Annotated in this window: 19 protein-coding genes and 3 pseudogenes; 11 read left to right on the forward strand and 11 right to left on the reverse strand. The window is 61.1% G+C overall.

The window, feature by feature from the left end:
- Positions 1-560: 560 nt before the first annotated feature.
- The 3 genes from NCS00_RS29075 to NCS00_RS29085 are packed head-to-tail and all read right to left on the reverse strand — an operon-like array spanning position 561 to position 2779.
- Positions 561-1388, reverse strand: coding sequence for a universal stress protein (locus NCS00_RS29075; RefSeq protein WP_250441652.1), 828 nt, complete (start codon positions 1386-1388; stop codon positions 561-563).
- A 14-nt stretch (positions 1389-1402) separates the two neighbouring features.
- Positions 1403-1915, reverse strand: a complete 513-nt coding sequence (locus NCS00_RS29080; RefSeq protein ID WP_250441653.1) for a universal stress protein — start codon at positions 1913-1915, stop codon at positions 1403-1405.
- 24 nt (positions 1916-1939) lie between these two features.
- The gene (locus NCS00_RS29085; protein ID WP_250441654.1) at positions 1940-2779 is read right to left on the reverse strand and encodes a universal stress protein; all 840 of its coding nucleotides are present in this window, start codon (positions 2777-2779) and stop codon (positions 1940-1942) included.
- A gap of 207 nt (positions 2780-2986) precedes the next feature.
- On the opposite strand from NCS00_RS29085, the pseudogene NCS00_RS33730 reads away from it, so the two are divergent.
- The 5 genes and pseudogenes from NCS00_RS33730 to NCS00_RS33740 form a co-directional block, all read left to right on the forward strand.
- Positions 2987-3376: pseudogene (locus NCS00_RS33730) on the forward strand (alcohol dehydrogenase catalytic domain-containing protein); the annotation flags it as partial.
- A gap of 66 nt (positions 3377-3442) precedes the next feature.
- A pseudogene (locus tag NCS00_RS33735) lies at positions 3443-3987 on the forward strand (zinc-binding dehydrogenase); the annotation flags it as partial.
- Positions 3988-4007: 20 nt separating this feature from the next.
- On the forward strand, positions 4008-4514 hold the full coding sequence (locus tag NCS00_RS29095; protein ID WP_250441655.1) for a flavodoxin family protein: 507 nt from the start codon (positions 4008-4010) through the stop codon (positions 4512-4514).
- A gap of 41 nt (positions 4515-4555) precedes the next feature.
- On the forward strand, positions 4556-4771 hold the full coding sequence (locus NCS00_RS29100) for a universal stress protein (protein WP_250441659.1): 216 nt from the start codon (positions 4556-4558) through the stop codon (positions 4769-4771).
- Positions 4772-4859: 88 nt separating this feature from the next.
- Positions 4860-4985, forward strand: coding sequence for a universal stress protein (locus NCS00_RS33740; RefSeq protein WP_250442062.1), 126 nt, complete (start codon positions 4860-4862; stop codon positions 4983-4985).
- 42 nt (positions 4986-5027) lie between these two features.
- On the opposite strand, the pseudogene NCS00_RS29110 reads toward NCS00_RS33740, so the two are convergent.
- A pseudogene (locus NCS00_RS29110) lies at positions 5028-6068 on the reverse strand (bifunctional enoyl-CoA hydratase/phosphate acetyltransferase); the annotation flags it as partial.
- Positions 6069-6291: 223 nt separating this feature from the next.
- Here NCS00_RS29110 and NCS00_RS29115 point away from each other — a divergent pair.
- The 3 genes from NCS00_RS29115 to NCS00_RS29125 all read left to right on the forward strand — a co-directional run bounded on the left by NCS00_RS29115 (position 6292) and on the right by NCS00_RS29125 (position 8058).
- On the forward strand, positions 6292-7050 hold the full coding sequence (locus tag NCS00_RS29115; RefSeq protein WP_250441661.1) for a potassium channel family protein: 759 nt from the start codon (positions 6292-6294) through the stop codon (positions 7048-7050).
- Positions 7051-7149: 99 nt separating this feature from the next.
- Positions 7150-7620 carry a hypothetical protein gene (locus NCS00_RS29120; protein WP_250441662.1) on the forward strand — a complete coding sequence of 157 codons (471 nt, stop codon included), beginning with the start codon at positions 7150-7152 and terminating at the stop codon, positions 7618-7620.
- A gap of 135 nt (positions 7621-7755) precedes the next feature.
- A complete protein-coding gene (locus tag NCS00_RS29125; RefSeq protein WP_250441663.1) occupies positions 7756-8058 on the forward strand; it encodes a hypothetical protein in 303 nt (100 codons plus the stop codon).
- A gap of 56 nt (positions 8059-8114) precedes the next feature.
- On the opposite strand, the gene NCS00_RS29130 is transcribed toward NCS00_RS29125, so the two are convergent.
- Both NCS00_RS29130 and NCS00_RS29135 read right to left on the reverse strand, forming a co-directional pair.
- Entirely contained in the window at positions 8115-8591 is a 477-nt protein-coding gene (locus NCS00_RS29130; protein ID WP_250441666.1) for a DUF3564 family protein, read from the reverse strand.
- A 23-nt stretch (positions 8592-8614) separates the two neighbouring features.
- Positions 8615-9001 carry a c-type cytochrome gene (locus NCS00_RS29135; protein ID WP_250441667.1) on the reverse strand — a complete coding sequence of 129 codons (387 nt, stop codon included), beginning with the start codon at positions 8999-9001 and terminating at the stop codon, positions 8615-8617.
- Between the two features lie 140 nt (positions 9002-9141).
- On the opposite strand from NCS00_RS29135, the gene NCS00_RS29140 reads away from it, so the two are divergent.
- Together NCS00_RS29140 and NCS00_RS29145 are read left to right on the forward strand one after the other, a co-directional pair.
- A complete protein-coding gene (locus tag NCS00_RS29140; protein WP_350029742.1) occupies positions 9142-9522 on the forward strand; it encodes a DUF1488 family protein in 381 nt (126 codons plus the stop codon).
- On the forward strand, positions 9522-10514 hold the full coding sequence (locus NCS00_RS29145) for a zinc-dependent alcohol dehydrogenase family protein (protein WP_250441669.1): 993 nt from the start codon (positions 9522-9524) through the stop codon (positions 10512-10514). Before NCS00_RS29140 ends, NCS00_RS29145 begins: the two co-directional genes overlap by 1 nt.
- Before the next feature lie 22 nt (positions 10515-10536).
- Here the strand turns inward: NCS00_RS29145 and fnr are convergent, their stop codons facing one another.
- The 5 genes from fnr to NCS00_RS29170 form a co-directional block, all read right to left on the reverse strand.
- A complete protein-coding gene (gene fnr / locus NCS00_RS29150) occupies positions 10537-11325 on the reverse strand; it encodes a fumarate/nitrate reduction transcriptional regulator Fnr (RefSeq protein ID WP_250441670.1) in 789 nt (262 codons plus the stop codon).
- A 197-nt stretch (positions 11326-11522) separates the two neighbouring features.
- Positions 11523-12176: a response regulator gene (locus NCS00_RS29155; protein ID WP_250441671.1), complete on the reverse strand. Its 654-nt coding sequence runs from the start codon at positions 12174-12176 to the stop codon at positions 11523-11525.
- Positions 12173-13333, reverse strand: coding sequence for a PAS domain-containing sensor histidine kinase (locus NCS00_RS29160; protein ID WP_250441672.1), 1161 nt, complete (start codon positions 13331-13333; stop codon positions 12173-12175). The genes NCS00_RS29155 and NCS00_RS29160 overlap by 4 nt, the downstream gene beginning before the upstream one ends.
- 351 nt (positions 13334-13684) lie before the next feature.
- The gene (locus tag NCS00_RS29165) at positions 13685-14182 is read right to left on the reverse strand and encodes a universal stress protein (RefSeq protein ID WP_250441674.1); all 498 of its coding nucleotides are present in this window, start codon (positions 14180-14182) and stop codon (positions 13685-13687) included.
- A 32-nt stretch (positions 14183-14214) separates the two neighbouring features.
- Complete coding sequence (locus NCS00_RS29170; RefSeq protein WP_250441676.1) at positions 14215-15063, reverse strand: universal stress protein; 849 nt, start codon at positions 15061-15063, stop codon at positions 14215-14217.
- A gap of 343 nt (positions 15064-15406) precedes the next feature.
- On the opposite strand from NCS00_RS29170, the gene NCS00_RS29175 reads away from it, so the two are divergent.
- Positions 15407-17059, forward strand: a complete 1653-nt coding sequence (locus NCS00_RS29175) for a PHA/PHB synthase family protein (RefSeq protein ID WP_502801613.1) — start codon at positions 15407-15409, stop codon at positions 17057-17059.
- The last annotated feature ends 4 nt before the right edge of the window (positions 17060-17063 follow it).

A 17063-nucleotide genomic window follows, 5' to 3' on the forward strand; every position in this document is an offset into this window, starting at 1 on the left:
CAAAGCCGATCAAGTGGAAGTATGACGATCCTTCACGTCGAATCCGCCAGGTGCCAAATCAATGACGCAGTCGACTAGCGTCCTGCGACCGCGGCGCGCTTGCGCCGTGCCCATCGCACGTTATCTCTGCATCGCCGCAGCGCGATTGATACAGGTCAACTCTGTGCAAAGGCGGGCGCGAGACGACCACCCTCAGTTCGACGACACGTGAAGCCTCACGCCCAGCCGCGCTAAGTTGCGGCCACGAAAGCGTCCGGCGCGTCTCGAAAGCAGAAACACTTAATCCAAGTCAATCAGCTATGGGACTATCGGTCATAACCTGAACGCTCGGACCAAAACTCATGAGTTCACGCGATGAGCAAGATTCTAGGGATAGTCGGTATTGCGATACTGATTGTGATCATCATCAGTGTTGCAGTCGTTCAGTACACAATTTGGAAAAACGCCGATTAGCAAGACATCGCGAACAGTTGCGGGCTTCAGGTCGGCGGGCCGACCCGCCCATGCTACTGTTGAGCGAAGCGATGCACACGAACTCGAGCGCATCGCTTCGCCGCTTTTCAGTGCGACAGCAGAACTGGAAGCGTTGATGTTTCCAGCAGAGTGCGCGTAACCCCACCGAGCACGTGCTCGAGCCCGCGCGAGTGGGCATAAGCACCCGCGACAAGCAGGTCCGCGTGAACACTATTCGCTCGGTCGATCAAGGTCATGCCCGTGTTTTCCCCGCGGAGGCGAGGCGTCGAAGAAAAGCTCGCGCGCACGCCTTGTCGATGGAGATATGCAGAGATCTCAATGCCTGCGGGCGCTTGCTCGTCCCGATTGCGCTCGACGGTCATGACTTCGACGAAGCGCGCGCGATGCAGGATGGGTAGCGCATCGGCGACGGCGCGAGCGGCCTCGCGACTGTCGTCCCACGCGATGGCCACATTCTCTCCAATGGTCTTGATGTCGCCAGCGCGCGGTACGAGCAGGACCGGGCGGCCTGAACCAAAGACGACATCCTCGATGAAGTGTCGCGCAACAAAGGCTCCAGAATCATCGGGATCGTCCTGTCCGAGCACAAGCGCATCGGCATGACGCCCGTGCGATATAGCCGCATCGAGCACGGGGCCTGTCGGCGCGCGCCACTCGGCGCTGACGCCAGCCAACTTTGTCGCATGCTCGAACGCTTCGCGCGCTTTGTCAAGCGAGTGTCGACGATGTTCTTCGTAGGCGCTGTGTAGCGTGGGCTCAGCGGCATCGAAAACGTCACGAAGCAGGTCCTGATAAACGAGGTAAAGACCAATGACGTGGGCATCGAAGCGGCGAGCGATGTCTAACGCAAAATGCGTCCGCGCCTCGGACCGCCGGCTGTCGTCCAAATGGACAAGGATCGTTTTCCAATTCATGATGTCGTTTCCCTCTAATGATTACAACCGCGCTCGACGACTCGAGGCGACTCCCCTTGCGCCGCTCGATCGCTTGCACGCGTTCTTGCCGGCACCACCAGGACCGGGCAGGGCGAAAGGCGCACTAGCTCTTCAGCGACGCTGCCTAGGGCGATGCGACGCCAGCCGCTCCTGCCATGAGTGCCCATCACGATGAGGTCGGCGCGGAACTCGCTGGCGCTTGTCGCGATTCGCTGTGCGAGGTCGTCGTCGGCGAGATCCACTTCGACCACCCGTGTTGAGCTCTGGAAATCTGTGTTTTCCATGCGGAGCGCAGCTTCGGCGCACACCGCCTTGCCTTCCCTCGCGTAAGAGTCGTGGAAGTCCTGGAAGCTGTATGGGCTGGCTCGGTCGCATACCGGCGGCGCATCAATTACGTAGAGCGCCTGGATATTCGCGCCCGCGTCATGCGTGAGGGCAAGCGCTTCGTCAAGCGCGCGACTCGAGATCGCACTGCCGTCTAGCGGCACGAGAATGCGGCTATACATGGATGGTCTCCTGCGTCATGAAGGTCAGTGAGACATCAGGACGGGCACGGTCATCGACCCGAGGAACGTTTTCGTTGCGCCGCCGAGCACGAGCTCCTGCCATCGTGCACGTCCATAACCGCCCATCACCACGAGATCTGCGCCCAGGTCCGCGGCCCGTGACAACAGTAATTCGCCCGCGGATGCGTCTGACGTGGCGCCGGCCGACAAGACTTCGGCCTTGACGCCGTGCCGAGCAATGCAGGCAGCAATGTCCGCACCCGGAATCCGGTCGCCGCGCGCCTCACCTCGGGCCGTATCGATGCTGACGATTGAGACCCGCTCGGCTCCCTTGAGAAAGGGCAGGGCATCGTGAACCGCGCGCGTTGCTTCCCGGCCACCGTCCCAGGCGATCATGGGATGCTTCCCGATCGAGGAAAAGAAGCCGGTATATGGGAGGAGCAAGACCGGCCGGCCGGAGGCGAGGATCACGGTCTCAGGGAAGTGATCGCCGACGTACGACTCGGGGTCGGTCGGATCGTCCTGGCTCGCAATCACAAGATCTGCGCATCGCGCAAAGCGCGGAACAGCGCGGTTCGCCCGTTCATGCGTTTCGACCCATTCGCCCGATACGCCTGCGCGCTTGACTTCCGCATGAAAGAGCCGCTCGATCGCGCCGCGCTGTTCGCTACGCACGGCCGCGTGCTGCTCATAGTAGTCGGCGGTGCCCGCCATGACGCTGAAGGCGCGCGGTTCAGGCTCGAAGACGGCAAAAAGTCCGGTGACGTGCGCGTCGAATCGCTTGGCCAACTGCAAAGCTGTTTCCAATCGGGGGTGTGCGCGTACGCTCGTGTCGAGGTGCACGAGAATCGTCTTATAGCTCATTGTCTAACTCCTGGAGTCGAGACCTGCAAATATGAACTGACAGGCACCGAGTCTAGAGAGGCGGCACGACGACCCGGTTGACGCAAGTCAATCGCGCCGCGCTTGGTCTACGTTCTTCTTACCGCTTGATTCAGGTCAATTGCAGAAGTTAGTAGGGGAATACAGTGGCCGCGTTACTTTGACCTTCTTCGTCTATGGAGCAGGATGATGAAAGCGCTCGTGTATCACGGTCCTGGCAAGAAATCGCTCGACGAACGCCCTCTGCCGACGCTCGTCTCTTCCACCGATGCGATCGTGCGCGTCACGAGAACGACGATCTGCGGCACAGATCTGCACATTCTCAAGGGCGATGTGCCGAGCTGCGAGGCTGGTCGCGTGCTCGGGCACGAAGGTGTTGGCGTCATCGAGCAAACCGGGGCCGCCGTTGCCGCCCTCGAGCCTGGCGATAACGTGCTGATTTCGTGCATCTCCCCTTGTGGCGAATGCGAGGCGTGCCGGCGCGGCATGTACTCGGATTGCTCGACAGGCGGTAGGATTCTGGGCAATAGAATCGACGGTACGCAAGTCGAATATGCCCGCATTCTCCACGCGGAAACGTGGTCGTTATGCTCTCGGACCAACCCGGCCAATAAGGCCATTGAGCACGCCGCGTTCGAAGCCCGTCAGAAAGATGTACAGTCCCAATCTTGGGAGGAGGACCGATCGGCCTCGCCTTGCTCACCGCGCAGTTCTATGCGCCAGCGCAAATCATCGCCATAGATGGAGACGATCACCGGCTCAAAACGGCGCATACCTTTGGCGCTGCGGCTTGCATCAACGTCGCGAAGAGCGAACCTGTCGCTGAAGTCCGGCGGCTGACGGATAGCGAGGGCGTGTACTGCGCGGTCGAAGCCGTGGGCGTTCCGTCGACCTTTGAACTGTGCGAGGAGATCATCGCGCGAGGTGGCACTATCGCTAACGTCGGTGTGCACGGCGAAAAAGCCGATTTTCATCTGGAAACACTGTGGGATCGCAACATCAACATCACCACAAGGCTCGTCGACACGGTCAGTACGTCGATGCTGATGAAGACCGTGCGCGCGGGGCGCCTGGACCCGAAGCGGCTTATCACACACCGCTTCACACTGGATCGAATACTCGATGCGTACGATACCTTCGGTGACGCCGCGGACACGAACGCGTCAAAGGTCGTCATCGAAGCGTCCTGAAGTGCTAACGGAGTAGGCTTATGTCGAAAGTGCTCGTCGTTTGTTTTTCGCGCAGCGGTAATACGCGGGCTGTCGGGGCAGCGTTCGCCGAGCGCCTGCATGCTGACTTCGAAGCCATCAAGGAGCTGAATGATCGCTCCGGTGTGTCAGGGTATATACGTTCTCTCATAGACGCCGTGCTCACGCGGAGCGTGCGCATCGAACCACCCCAGTATGATGTGAGTCTGTATGACATTGTGATTGTCGGCACGCCGATTTGGGCGGGCACGGTCAGCGCACCGGTGCGTACATGGCTTGCTTTGCACCGGCGCAAGCTGCCGCATCTTGCATTCTTCTGTACCGAACGCGTGCGAGGCGACAACACCGCATTCCAGGAAATGACAAGGCTTGTCGGCAAACAGCCTGTTGCGCGGTGCGCCGTCCGAGCAAGCCTCGACGGCCACGAAAAGAAGCGCATCGCCGACATCTTCATCGAGCGTATCGAGCGCAGACTCTCGCGCATCGACAACCTTGAGTGGGCTGCCTGAGTGGGCAGCGACTGAACGGGCTTGGGCTAACCGGAGATGCCATGTCTCGGAATATTGTGGTCGCATTCGACGGTAGCGCATCGTCGCTGCGCGCTCTGGATGAAGCGATCAGCGTTGCACAGGGTTCGCAAGCCGCTGTGCACGTTTTGCTTGTCGCGGACGGCGCCGCAATTTCGTCCTACCCGGCACATCATCGCAAGGAAGTTTTCTCCAATGCACGTCACATGCATCGACGATGCACGCATGCGTATGCGTGACGCTGGAGTGGCAGGCGAGACGGCCCTTCTCGAAACGGAAAACACGACCCACTCGATCGCGCGATGCCCTCAGCGGTACGCCGTGCAAATGCACGCCGATCTCGTCGTAAGGGGACGCTTGGTCGTACCGGAGCGCCTTGTTCTCGGCAGTGTGGCCGAAGCGTTTCTGCGGCACTCAATGTGTCCGGTGCTCCTTGTCCGTCCAATGCCTTGAGTGGTGCCGGATGTATTCCGCACTTCGAGAGGGACCGGAAGCTCACGCGATCGACCCGCGTGCGCTTCTTTCAGCGGCGAGCTTCGCGAGCGCAATCGACGCGAGCCGCACCCGCAGACTGTCGGCCCGACTAGTGACAATGATCGGAACACGCGCGCCTAGCAGTACGCCTGCTGCATCTGCGGCGCAGAAAGACATCATCTGCTTGGCCAGCATGTTGCCTGCTTCGAGACCCGGTACAAGGAGGATGTCGGCGTTGCCCGCGACCGGCGAAACGATGCCCTTAGTGGCCGCTGCGGCGGCACTGATCGCATTGTCAAGAGCAAGCGGCCCGTCGACTGTCGCGCCATCGATCTGCCCCCGTGCAGCCATCGCGGTGAGCGAGGCAGCGTCGATCGTGGCGGACATCTTCGGGCTCACGGTCTCAACTGCGGCGAGCACCGCGACGCTCGGACGTTCATTGCCGAGCAGATGAAGCAGATCAACAGCATTTTGACAAATGTCGCGCTTTTGTATGAGCGTCGGCGCGATGTTCACCGCCGCATCGGTCACGAGGAGCGGCTTCCGATAGGTTGGCACGTCCATCGCATAGGCGTGGCTCACGCGCCGGTCGGTTCTCAAACCGGAGCCTTTTGCTACCACCGCAGATAGCAATTCGTCGGTGTGCTGGCTGCCCTTCGTCAGCGCCACGACTTGGCCTGCAACGCTCAGCTGAACGGCGCGCGCTGCTGCTGCATGGCTGTGTTCGACTGCTTCGATGGCGACGCCCGTCAGATCAAGATGCGCTGCCTCCGTGGCAGCGCGGATCCCGGCTATTGGCCCAATCAGCAGGGGGTCAATGAGACCTTCATCGCGCGCCTCCATGGCGGCGGTGATTGATTCCGGCGAGGAAGGATGGACGATGGCCGTGCGCATAGGCGAACCTTGCGCTTCGCGCACGAAGCGGGCGTAACGGTCGTGCTGACGCACGTAGATGTCCGGCTCGGGCTCGACGGGCCACGTCAGGCCGCGCAGCGGAGCGATGACCGCAGCCGTTGCGCGAGGCACGACATCGCCGTTTTGGTTCGTACAACACTTATTGAGGCAGATCAAACGGCGCACGCATGCGTACTGATCCTATGCACGAGTCGTGATTTGCGTCAACGGCTCGATCGTCGTCGGATGCGAGTCTACACACTACGCGCACCTTTCGATCGTGACGGCACAAGGGAAAAGTAACCATAGAATGAGACATTGGCTTCGCACCCTCGGCTCGCACGGTGTCGAGCCTCACGATGCGCCCGCTGCGGTGCGGGCGTGGCAACGCATGCGCTGGCCGCTGCTTGGGGCGTTTCTGGCTTGCGTTCCCGCCTTTTATCTCGAACTCATCGGTCCCGCGCTCGCGCTTACTGTTGCGCGCTGCCTCTATGCCGCAGCGGGGCTGATAGGCATGGCCCTCCTCGGCTGGATGCTCGCTTTGACCCGCCATCCGTCGAAATTTCTGCGCCGCAATGCGCTGGATGCGGCGCTGACGATAGCAGCGCTACTCAGCGTCTTGGGCGGAGCGACGCCGTGGTCCGTTCCGGAATGGGTGCTGAGGCTCGCGTTCATGGGCGCGCTCGCGCTGAGGATCGTGCTGGCGCTACGGGCCTTGTTTGTACCTCACCGGCTGTTGATTTTGCTCGCGATTGGCGCTGCCGTGCTGATGCTCGCAGGCGCAGGATTTTATCTGCTCGAGCCGCGTGTGCATACCTACGCAGAAGGCCTGTGGCTCGCTTTCGAAAGCAGCGCGACGGTCGGATACGGCGACATCGCGCCGACCACGCCCGCCTCGCGTGTGTTCGCGGTGTTCATCGTGCTGTTGGGCTACGGCATGCTGTCGCTCACGTTCGCGAGCATTGCGGCGCTTTTCATCGGTCAGGAGGAGCAGCAGATTCGTCGCGACATGCACCGCGACATCAAGCGGCTGGAAGCGGAGGTGACAGGCATCCGCGATGACCTGCGCGTATTGCACGAACTCCTCGCGCGCAGCGAGCACGCGTCCGAAACTTTCCAGGCGGTAGAAGCCAAGCGCGAGCTTCAGTGAAGCTGCTGTTCACAATGCGCTTCGCTGAGCCAGATCAACCGAGCTCCGAACACGCGCCCGTATCGTACTTTCATCGACAAAGACAGGGCGGAGCCGAAGATGAAGAAGCGGGTCATCTGGGCAATCTTGCTGATCGAACTCGGAGCATGCGCATCACAAGTGCGTTGGAATCGATTCGATCAGACCGAGTCAGCGCTCATGCAGGCGCGAGAGTTCGCATCGGTCGACTGTTCCGGCATCGACGAATGTACGCAACGTTGGGAACGCACTCGCCAATATGTTGCGCGCTATTCCGCCACGCGCATCCGACGCGCGGACCAGACCGAAATTGAAACCGGGCGGCCGCTCGAGGCTGGCGTGGTCTATCTATGGGCTACGCGCACGCCAGCGGAACCCGGGAGTGAGCGCGCGCGAATCAGGCTCAAGGGAATGTGCAAGGGCATGTACGCAATGGACGGTGGGCCCGGCTTGCTCTACGCGCAATGCGCTGCTCAAATCCGTAGTATCGAGGAAAATTTTCGTGGCTTCATTCTGGCACCCGTAGTGGGACCGGCGGACGACGCCGCGTAATCACGCACAGGTTGATGTGGGTCAATTCAGTGAAGCGACGAAAGACGACGATGGGATGACTATAAGGTCGTGTGTTGAACGCCAGATCCATACGCCAAGTTGGCGACGAAAGCAGTTAGCGGGAGAGAAGACGTCATGGGCCTCGGAATGCAAATCGCCTATCAAGGCTTCGCCGGTAACAACGATGTCGAACGCGAAGCCGGCATTGAGCTCGTGCGGCTTGAACGCGCAGCGCAAGACATTGCCAACTGCCATCTCACGATCGAAGCGTATCGCGACGCGTCGGGGGACCGGCGATACGATGCCAGGCTTGATCTGGTGACCCGTGAATTCAACCTGATTCCGATCGAACGGGGTTCGGATAAGAATGTCGAGATGGCGGTCCATCAGGCGTTCGAAAATGCCATGCGGCTGCTTCGGCAGAGGCGCAATGCGTAAGCCCAAATTGACTGAGCTCCTTTGGGCTTACGCTTTTGTGCAGATCCGATGCCGTCTTACGTTGCAAACGGGCCGGGATCCCCTGCGCGCGCACTGCCGCCGTTGAATGCGTCTGGCTCGTCGGAAAACACCTCGTGCTCGGCAATGATGCTCTCGCGATCGACGCACTGCACATGCCAATGGCCATTGTCCAATGGGCAAGCTTTGCTGCGTGTGCCGCATCCGAAGTAATCGGCACGACCCCTTTGCGCTTCCCACCTCTGTTGGGCAACGTCCTGATGTGTGTCCTTCGTAGCGCGCATGTCGCTCGATGTGCTTAGCCGCAGCCCGTGAAGCATAAGAAGCGCTTTCGACGTGGCGGGGTCGAGTAACAGCGTGCCGTCGGACGCGGACTTCCACGTTCCCCAGGGTGGGACGTCGAGCCACTCGTGTCCTTCGCGGGACCAGCGGGCATTTTCCCGGTCGAGCCACAGCACCGCAAACGCGGATTCGCCGGCGTGATCGAATGCATCGAGCTTGATGGTGATACGCATGGCCGGTTTCCTCCGAGGACGTGTCAATGACGCAGCACCCATTCGACGAGCGTATGCGCGTCTTCTGGCGAGAGCGGGCCGCCGCGCTCCGCTGGCGAGGGCATCGCCATGTTGCCCCAATGCGCCCGACCTCCCACGCGCAGCTTATGTTCGAGCATGAGCTGGGCATGCGGGTCGTCGCGGTATCGATTGGCGATCTCCTGGAACGACGGCGCAAGGAAAGGCGCGTCGTTCATGTGGCAGAACATGCAATGTTGCTGGTCGATTAGGGCAGTCGGCTCGGACTGTGCGAGCGCTCGCGACGCGAGGAGCAGCAACGCCCCGAGCAGTGCCGCCAACGCGACGTGGCGGGCGTGAACATGCACGCCATGTGATCGGGCCTGCGAGTCATGAGGAAGGTGAGTGAGCATGGCGGATAAACGGAAGTGGGACACTGTGATGATGCAAGCGCACCCGTCCCGGATCGTTGATCTGCATCAACGCATGCCATGCGCCAAGCGCGAACACTAGAGCCGTATTCGAGCCCTTGCCTTTACCCGAAAGTGCTGACATGAACATCACGTTTCTTGCGCAAGCGCCGATATATCTCAGCGATGAGCCCGCGCTGCTGTTCACCGCTTTGGTGGACGACCGCAGCGTCGAATGTACGATCTCTGCGGAAGCGCTTGAGGATCACTTCGGCGCGGCGTCTTTGCGAGAAGAGGATCTACAACGCGCGTTCGAGAACAACCGCGCGGTCATAGAAGGCGCCGCAGAGCAATTGTTGACGAGCGTCGGGTGCAGACCGGTGATGCTTCGTAGCGGATATTTCAGATTCAGCGGGAAACGCATGGCTGTCGGCATGGAGCCCAGGCATGCGCGTTCCTTGAATGAAGGTCATAGGGCGGGGAATGGAAGTCAGCGCGGAACTCACGTGCCGGGAGGCGAATAATGCGAGCCATGCTCTATGAGGGAACCGATCGGCTACTGCGGGCAGCCGATGTCGAGGAACCGGTCGCGGGTCCCGGACAGTTGCTCATCAACGTGACGGCCTGCGGTGTTTGCCGGACGGATCTACATCTCATCGACGGCGAATTACCGCATCCGAAGCGCCCGGTGATCCCCGGACACGAGGTTGTCGGTCGTGTCATCGCTATCGGTCCTGGCGTGCAGGAATTCTTCTCGGTCGGAGATCGTGTTGGCGTGCCGTGGATGGGTCACACGTGCGGCGATTGTACTTATTGCCTCAACGATCGCGAGAATCTCTGCGACAGCCCCGGCTTCACCGGCTATACGCTTGATGGCGGCTACGCCGAACGTATGGTCGTTGATAGCCACTTTGCCCTGCATCTTCCGCGGCGCTACACCGACTTTGAAGCAGCCCCGTTGTTGTGCGCGGGGCTCATCGGCTTTCGGACGCTGCGCATGGCGGGACACACCAAGCGCCTCGGGATTTATGGCTTTGGCGCCGCTGCGCACATCGTCGCGCAGGTGGCGCAGCATCAAGGCCGGACCGTCTATGCGTTCACCCGTCCGGGCCACAACTCGGCACAGGAACTTGCATTGCAGTCAGGTGCTGCCTGGGCCGGCAGCAGCACCGAGCGCGCGCCGGACGAACTCGACGCCGCGCTGATCTTCGCCTCGGCGGGTGAGCTCATCCCTGTGGCATTGCGCGCGATTTGCAAGGGCGGCGTGGTCGTTTGCGGCGGCATTCATATGAGCGACATTCCGTCGTTCCCTTATTCGCTGCTCTGGGGTGAACGGCGCATCGTCTCGGTCGCCAATCTGACGCGTGCCGATGGAGTCGACTTCATGCGGTATGCGACCGACATTCCATTGCGCGTGCAGACTCAGATCTACCCGCTTGCCGAGGCGAATCGGGCGCTCGCCGATTTGCGGGACGGCAGAGTAGTCGGAGCGGCAGTGCTGCGTGTCGCCGAGTGACGACAAGCAGCACTGCGCGTGCTCACACGCTTTCGAGGCCCGCCTGATCGAGGATTTTCACTTCCTTGCCGCGCGCATCAACCACGCCGGCCTTCTGCAACTTCGAGAACATGCGGCTCACAGTCTCGAGCTTGAGGCCGAGATAACTGCCGATCTCTTCGCGCGTCATGCGCAAAACGAACTGAGCGGGCGAATAGCCGCGCGCCTTCATGCGCGTCGAAATGTTAAGCAGAAACGCTGCGACCCGTTGCTCGGCCGTCATCGTGCCGAGCAATAACATGAGGTTGGATTCCCGCACGATTTCGCCGCCCATCAGGCGATGCACATGGTGCTGGATCGCCTTGACCTCGCGGCAAAGTAGTTCGAGGAGGTCGAACGGGATGATGCAGACGACACTGTCTTCGAGCGCAATTGCATCGCACCCGTGGCGGTCGGAGCTTACGCCGTCGAGGCCAAGTGCGTCACCGGCGAGATGAAAACCCGTGACTTGCTCGTTTCCGTCCCGGTGTACAACCACGGTTTTAAAGCAGCCGCTGCGCACCGCATAGACGCTCTGAAAGGCATCCCCGGACCGGTAGAGCGTCTCGCCCCGCCGCACGTTCCGTGTCGAGCAGATGATCGCGTCTAGCCGCATATATTCATCTGACGAGAGGCCGCTCGGCATACAGACATGTTGCATCGAGCAGGTTGAGCATCGCACGGCCTTGCGCGTCGCGGGAGGCTGAGAGATATCCGCTATCTGGAAGGCGCGGCGCGGCGACGGTGCTTCAAATTGCCGGACGATAGGTTTGCCTTCGTTCACTGAGAGCATGCTGTGTCTCCTGTCGAACTGGTGTTCTCGCGTACGAGCCGGATGCCGGAAAGCTCAGCCCTCGATGCGCGGCAGACGAATCCATGCGTCGAATTATTGGCTGCGCTACCCTGGAAATAAATCGGCGATCGCGGAAAGTTCGGTAGGGATTTCGGCAGGCGTGTAGGGAAATGCTGACACGTTGCTGGGGACGCACCTCAGCCGTCGTCGACGTCATCATCGAAAAGCTTGTGACGCACCGCGTAGCGTACGAGCCCCGCCTCGTGCGGCATCTGCATCTTGTCCAGAACACGCGCTTTGTACGTGCTGACGGTCTTTGCGCTAACGGAGAGCGCCTCGCCAATCTGGTTGATGGATTCGCCTGCGCAAAGCCGGCGGAAGACTTCGAATTCCCGGTCCGACAAGCGTTGATGCGGCAGCGCGTCGGCAGGCTCGGTCAGGCTTTGGGCAAAGCGCTCCGCCATCGCTACGCTCACGTACGCGCCACCCGCGGCGACCTTGGTGATGGCGGCAAGCAATTCCGCGCTCGCGCTCTCCTTGGTCAGATAACCCGACGCGCCCCCCTTGAATGCTCGTGCGGCGTATTGGTGCTCAGCGTGCATGGTGAGCACGAGAATGCGCAGCGAGGGCATCTCCTCTTTGATCTGTTTGAGCAAATCGATGCCGCTTCGGCCCGGCATCGATAGATCAAGCACCAGTACCTGCGCTGGCGTTGAGCGCACCAAAGCTAAAGTGCTCGCGGCGTCGTTGGCTTCGCCGGCCACCACGAATTCACGCGCATTGGCGAGAATCTGGCGCAGTCCGTCGCGCACCATCGCGTGATCATCCGCAATTAGCACTCTCGTGGTCATGGTTGCGCTTCCTTGTCTCGCACCGCCTCGCGCGGCAGGACGACTGTCAGGACGAACCCGGTTTCTGGCATTGCATCGATGAAGACCTGCCCGCCCAGTGCATTGGCCCGTTCACGCACGCCGAGCAGGCCGAAGCACTTGCTGCCCGCCGCCGGCAAGGCCGAAGCGCCGATGCCGTCGTCGGCGACGCGCAGCACGCAACTGTCGCCGTCGGCACGCAGCGACAGATCGACGCGGCTCGCATGGGCATGACGCGCGACATTCGTCAGTGCTTCCTCAATGATACGGAAGATCGCCGTCGCTGCGTCGGCGCCGAACGCAATTTCGCCGGTCTCGACGTCGTGTTTGACCTCGATCCCGTGGCGTTGCGTGAAGTCGTCGACAAGCCAGTCGATGGCCGCCTGCAATCCAAGATCGTCAAGCATGACGGGCCGCTGTTGCGCCGCTATGCGCCTGAGCGAGGCAATATTGCGATCGATTAGACCGACCATGCGCTGCATCTGAGTGCCAACATCTTCATGTAGCAGGATATGGGTGTCAAGCTGTGCGTGCAGCGCAAACACATTCATTTTGAGCGCGCTAAGTGTTTGTCCTAGATCGTCGTGCAGTTCACGTGCGACACGGGTTTTTTCCTGCTCGCGGATTTCCTGGAGATTCGCAGAAAGCGCGCGCAATTCCTCACGTGACTGTCTGAGCGCTTCGTCCGCCTTCACGCGTTCGGTCACGTCGCGAAGAATCACGGTGAACAGCTTCTCCTCATCATCTTCGACCTGCGATATCGATGCCTCAATAGGGAACTCCTCCCCGCCCGCGCGCAATCCGTACAAGACGCGCTGCGGACCCATCTGGCGATCTGAGACCCCGGTCTTACCGAACTGCCGGACCTGATGTTCGTGCGCCGCACGGTAACGTTCGGGGATGAAGCGCGACAGAGGGCCGCCGATCGCGTCGCTTGCGGCACACTGAAAAACACGCTCCGCCATGGGGTTGAACAGGAGAATGCGCTGCGCCGAATCGATGGTGATGATGGCGTCTGTCGTAGACCGGATGATGCTGTCGAGCCGTGCGTGGCTCATGCTTCTTTGATCAAAGCCCGCCTGCGCGGCGCGTTGCCTGCCAAGGACAACAGTGAGGCTCGCGAGCAGCAGAGCGGACATCGCTGCTCCTGCTAGCAGCCACGCGCGCGCTGACGTGGCGATAGTTCCGGCGGGGCAAAACGCGAGAAACTGCTGGATGCCAATCCACCACCCGCCGAAGAGCGCCGCTCCCGCGAGCATCCCGTACATAAGCATCCTGTACGACAAGGCGTCAGGGACGGACGAACCGTTCGGTTGTGCGGGGCTGTGGCCTACGATTTTGCTCATATTCGCCTTGGACAAACGGAGGTCAGCCGGCCGTGCTTGCGTTTCGAAACCGCACGGTAAGGGAATGGCGAATTCATTATATTTCGAGATCCGGGTGCGGGGCGCACCTGAGTCAAAGGCGTCCGCGCCCGCGATGCGTTGCAGTCACTTGGTAGGTTGCGATGCGCTCTCACGACGTTTCGCGTCTTCTTCCGCCTCCCGTCCTGGCACGAGCATGACGGGGCAATGCGCGAGCCGCATGAAACGCTCAGCGACGCTGCCGAGCACAAGGCGTCGCCAGCCACGCCGGCCATGCGTGCCCATGACGACGAGCTCGGCGCCAAAGCCTTCGGCACATCGCAGAATGCGTTGTGCGATGTCATTGCCCGTCAGCTCGACTTCGCTCATGCGCGGCGTGCCTTTCACGCTTTCGCGCGCCATGCGCTCGACGGCCTGAGCGCCCAGTCGCTTGCCCTCTTCGAGAAGCGCTTCGCGTATATCAGGGTAGAAGGTCGCTGCAGCGTTGTAGGCGACGGGCTGTAAATCGACGACATAGAGCGGCTGGAGCTCGGCGTCGTTTGCACGCGCGATCTTGATCGCCTCGTCGAACGCGTGCGCGGAAGTAATGCTGCCGTCGATCGGAGCGAGGATTCGCTTGTACATGGTGGACTCGTCGAACGTGGGACAGGTTTCGGTCAATGCGACATGAGAACAGGCACCGGCATTGAGCGCAGCATGGTTCGTGTGGCGCCTCCGAGCACGACTTCCTGCCAGCGGGAATGGCCGTAGCCGCCCATGACGATGAGATTCGCGCCGACGCTTCGCGCCTCTAAGATCAACGCGTCGCCGACGGGCGTGTCAGCGGTTTCGACGGTTGGATCGGTTTCGCGGACGGTCACGCGCACGCCGTGCCTCGCGAGCGTTGACGCGATATCCGCGCCGGGGATGCGGGCGCCGGCCTGGTCGCGTTTTATCGCATCGATGCTCACGAGTGTGACGTGCCTGGCTTTCCCCAGGAACGGCAACGCATCCTGCACCGCTCGCGCGGCTTCCCGGCTGGCGTTCCAGGCGACCAGTACGTTGTCGCCCATGTTCGGGAACACGCCCGAATAGGGTAGGAGCAAGAGCGGACGTCCGGTCGTCATGACGAGCGTCTCGGCGAAGTGATCGGCGATATAGGTTTCCGGGTCGTTCGGATCGTCTTGTCCAGCGATGACGAGATCCGCGCACCGTCCGCGCCGGGCGACTTGCTCATGCGCGGGTGTCGGCGCTTCGATCCAGTCTCCGGAGAGTCCGGAGCGGGAGAGGCCGGCATGAAACAGCCGTTCCAGCGAACGGCAACGCTCCTGCCGATGGTTTTCAAGTTTTTCATACCAGCCTGCTGAGGCTGCCATGACACCCCAAGGCGACGGCTCTGGCGTGAACGTCGCGAAGATGGCCTCCAGGTGCGCTTTGAAGCGTTGAGCGATCGAGAGGGCGCGATCGAGACGATATGTGGCGCGCTCACTCGTATCCAGGTGAACGACGATGCTCCGGTAGCTCATCCAGGGACTCCTGAAGCGGGTGGCATCGAAAAGCGATGCGTCATGGCGTGATACCGAGTCTGCGGCCGTCGTCTTGGATGGTGATTGACTCAAATCAAACGATTACATCTCGGCTTCGATGGCGGCATACATTGATCTGGCTCAAGGGCGCGAAGGTCGCAACCCGTAGAGTTGGCGTGTCCCACGCGCGTCACTCGGTTCCGTCCATCAAGCGTTTTAGCCTCAGCCAACGATGAAAGCCTATATTCCCGATCTCGTCGCGGGCCACGGCGCTGTCGCCGACACGCATGCGAGCCGATCGACCGACCCGTGTCATGTCGATCTGCCACCCGCCGATGAAGGAATGCGGGCGTTCGATCGCTCGACCCATGCCGTGCTTGCTGCGCTTACGTCGGGTGTTTCGCCCGCGTCGCTGAGTCTCGCGTGGCTCGACTGGGCGCTGCATTTCGCGATCTCGCCGGGCAAGTGGCTAGAGCTGTGGGAGCAGGCCATGAAGGGGCTCGCCGGTACGGCGCCGCGTTCGGAGGCCGATCCGCGGTTCGGATCGGCCGCGTGGGAACGCTGGCCGTTCTCCGCCTACCGGGATACGTTTCTACGCGTCGAGCAATGGTGCAGCCAGGCCACGACGGGCGTGCTCGGAGTCGAGCGGCATCACGAGGACGTTATGCGCTTCGCTGTGCGGCAGATGCTCGATGCTATCTCGCCAGGCAATTTCGTGTGGACCAATCCCGCCGTCATCGAGGAAGCCATCCATACGCGTGGCGCCAACTTCGCGAGAGGTGCGCGGCATCTACTCGAAGATCTGGAAAATCTGTGCGAGCGTTCGCGCGGACAGCACAAGCAACATGGACCGTTCTCGCCTGGCGTGAACGTCGCCGTCACACACGGCAAGGTCGTATGGCGCAACGCACTGTGTGAGTTGATTCAGTACACGCCTGTGACTTCACAGGTGGCGCGCGAGCCCGTGCTGATCGTGCCGTCCTGGATCATGAAATACTATGTGCTCGATTTGCAACCACATAACTCGCTGGTCCGCTTTCTTGTCGATGCGGGCTTCACCGTATTTGCGATCTCGTGGCGGAACCCAGGCGCCGAAGCCCGTGATGTCGGCCTGAACGACTATTTGAAGAAGGGCTTGCTGGCTGCACTCGACGAAGTGAGATCGAGAAGCGCAAATGCGCGGGTCCACGCGACGGGCTATTGTCTGGGCGGCACGCTGTTGGCGATCGCGGCGGCGGCGCTCGCGCGCGACGGCGATAGTGCGGGGCTCGCCAGCATCACGTTGCTCGCTGCATTGACTGACTTCAGCGAACCGGGCGAACTCGGCATCTTTATCGATGCGGGCCAACTCGCAGCGCTCGATGCGCTCATGTGGGAGCAAGGTTTCCTAGACGGCGCACAGATGGCTGACGCCTTTCAACTTCTCAATGCGCGGGATCTCATTTGGTCGCGCATGATGAGCGAATACCTGCTCGGCAGGCGATCGAAACCGAACGACCTGATGGCCTGGAACGCTGACACGACGCGCATGCCATACCGCATGCACAGCGAGTACCTCTCGAAGCTGTTCCTGCATAACGATCTCGCCGAAGGACGTTATTGCGTGGAGGGCGCGCCCGTCGCGTTATCCGACATCGAACAGCCGACCTTCGTGATCGGCACGGAACGCGACCATGTTTCACCATGGCGCTCGGTCTACCAATTGCATCTGCTGACGCACAATTCGCTCACTTTCGTGCTCACTTCAGGCGGGCACAACGCGGGCATCGTTTCGGAACCGGGGCACGCCGGGCGCCATTATCGTAGCGCTATCCGAGCGGAGGGTGCGGCGTACCGCAGCCCCGAGACGTTCCTAACCGAATCTCAGCCTTTGGAAGGCTCATGGTGGCCGCTATGGTCTCAGTGGCTGCATGCACGGTCCAGTGGCGAAGTTGAGCCACGTTGCGTGGCCGCCGGAATCATTGACGCGCCCGGCACGTATGTCCTGCAACGTTAACACG

Source organism: Caballeronia sp. AZ1_KS37 (assembly GCF_023631165.1).
GTDB lineage: Bacteria > Pseudomonadota > Gammaproteobacteria > Burkholderiales > Burkholderiaceae > Caballeronia > Caballeronia zhejiangensis.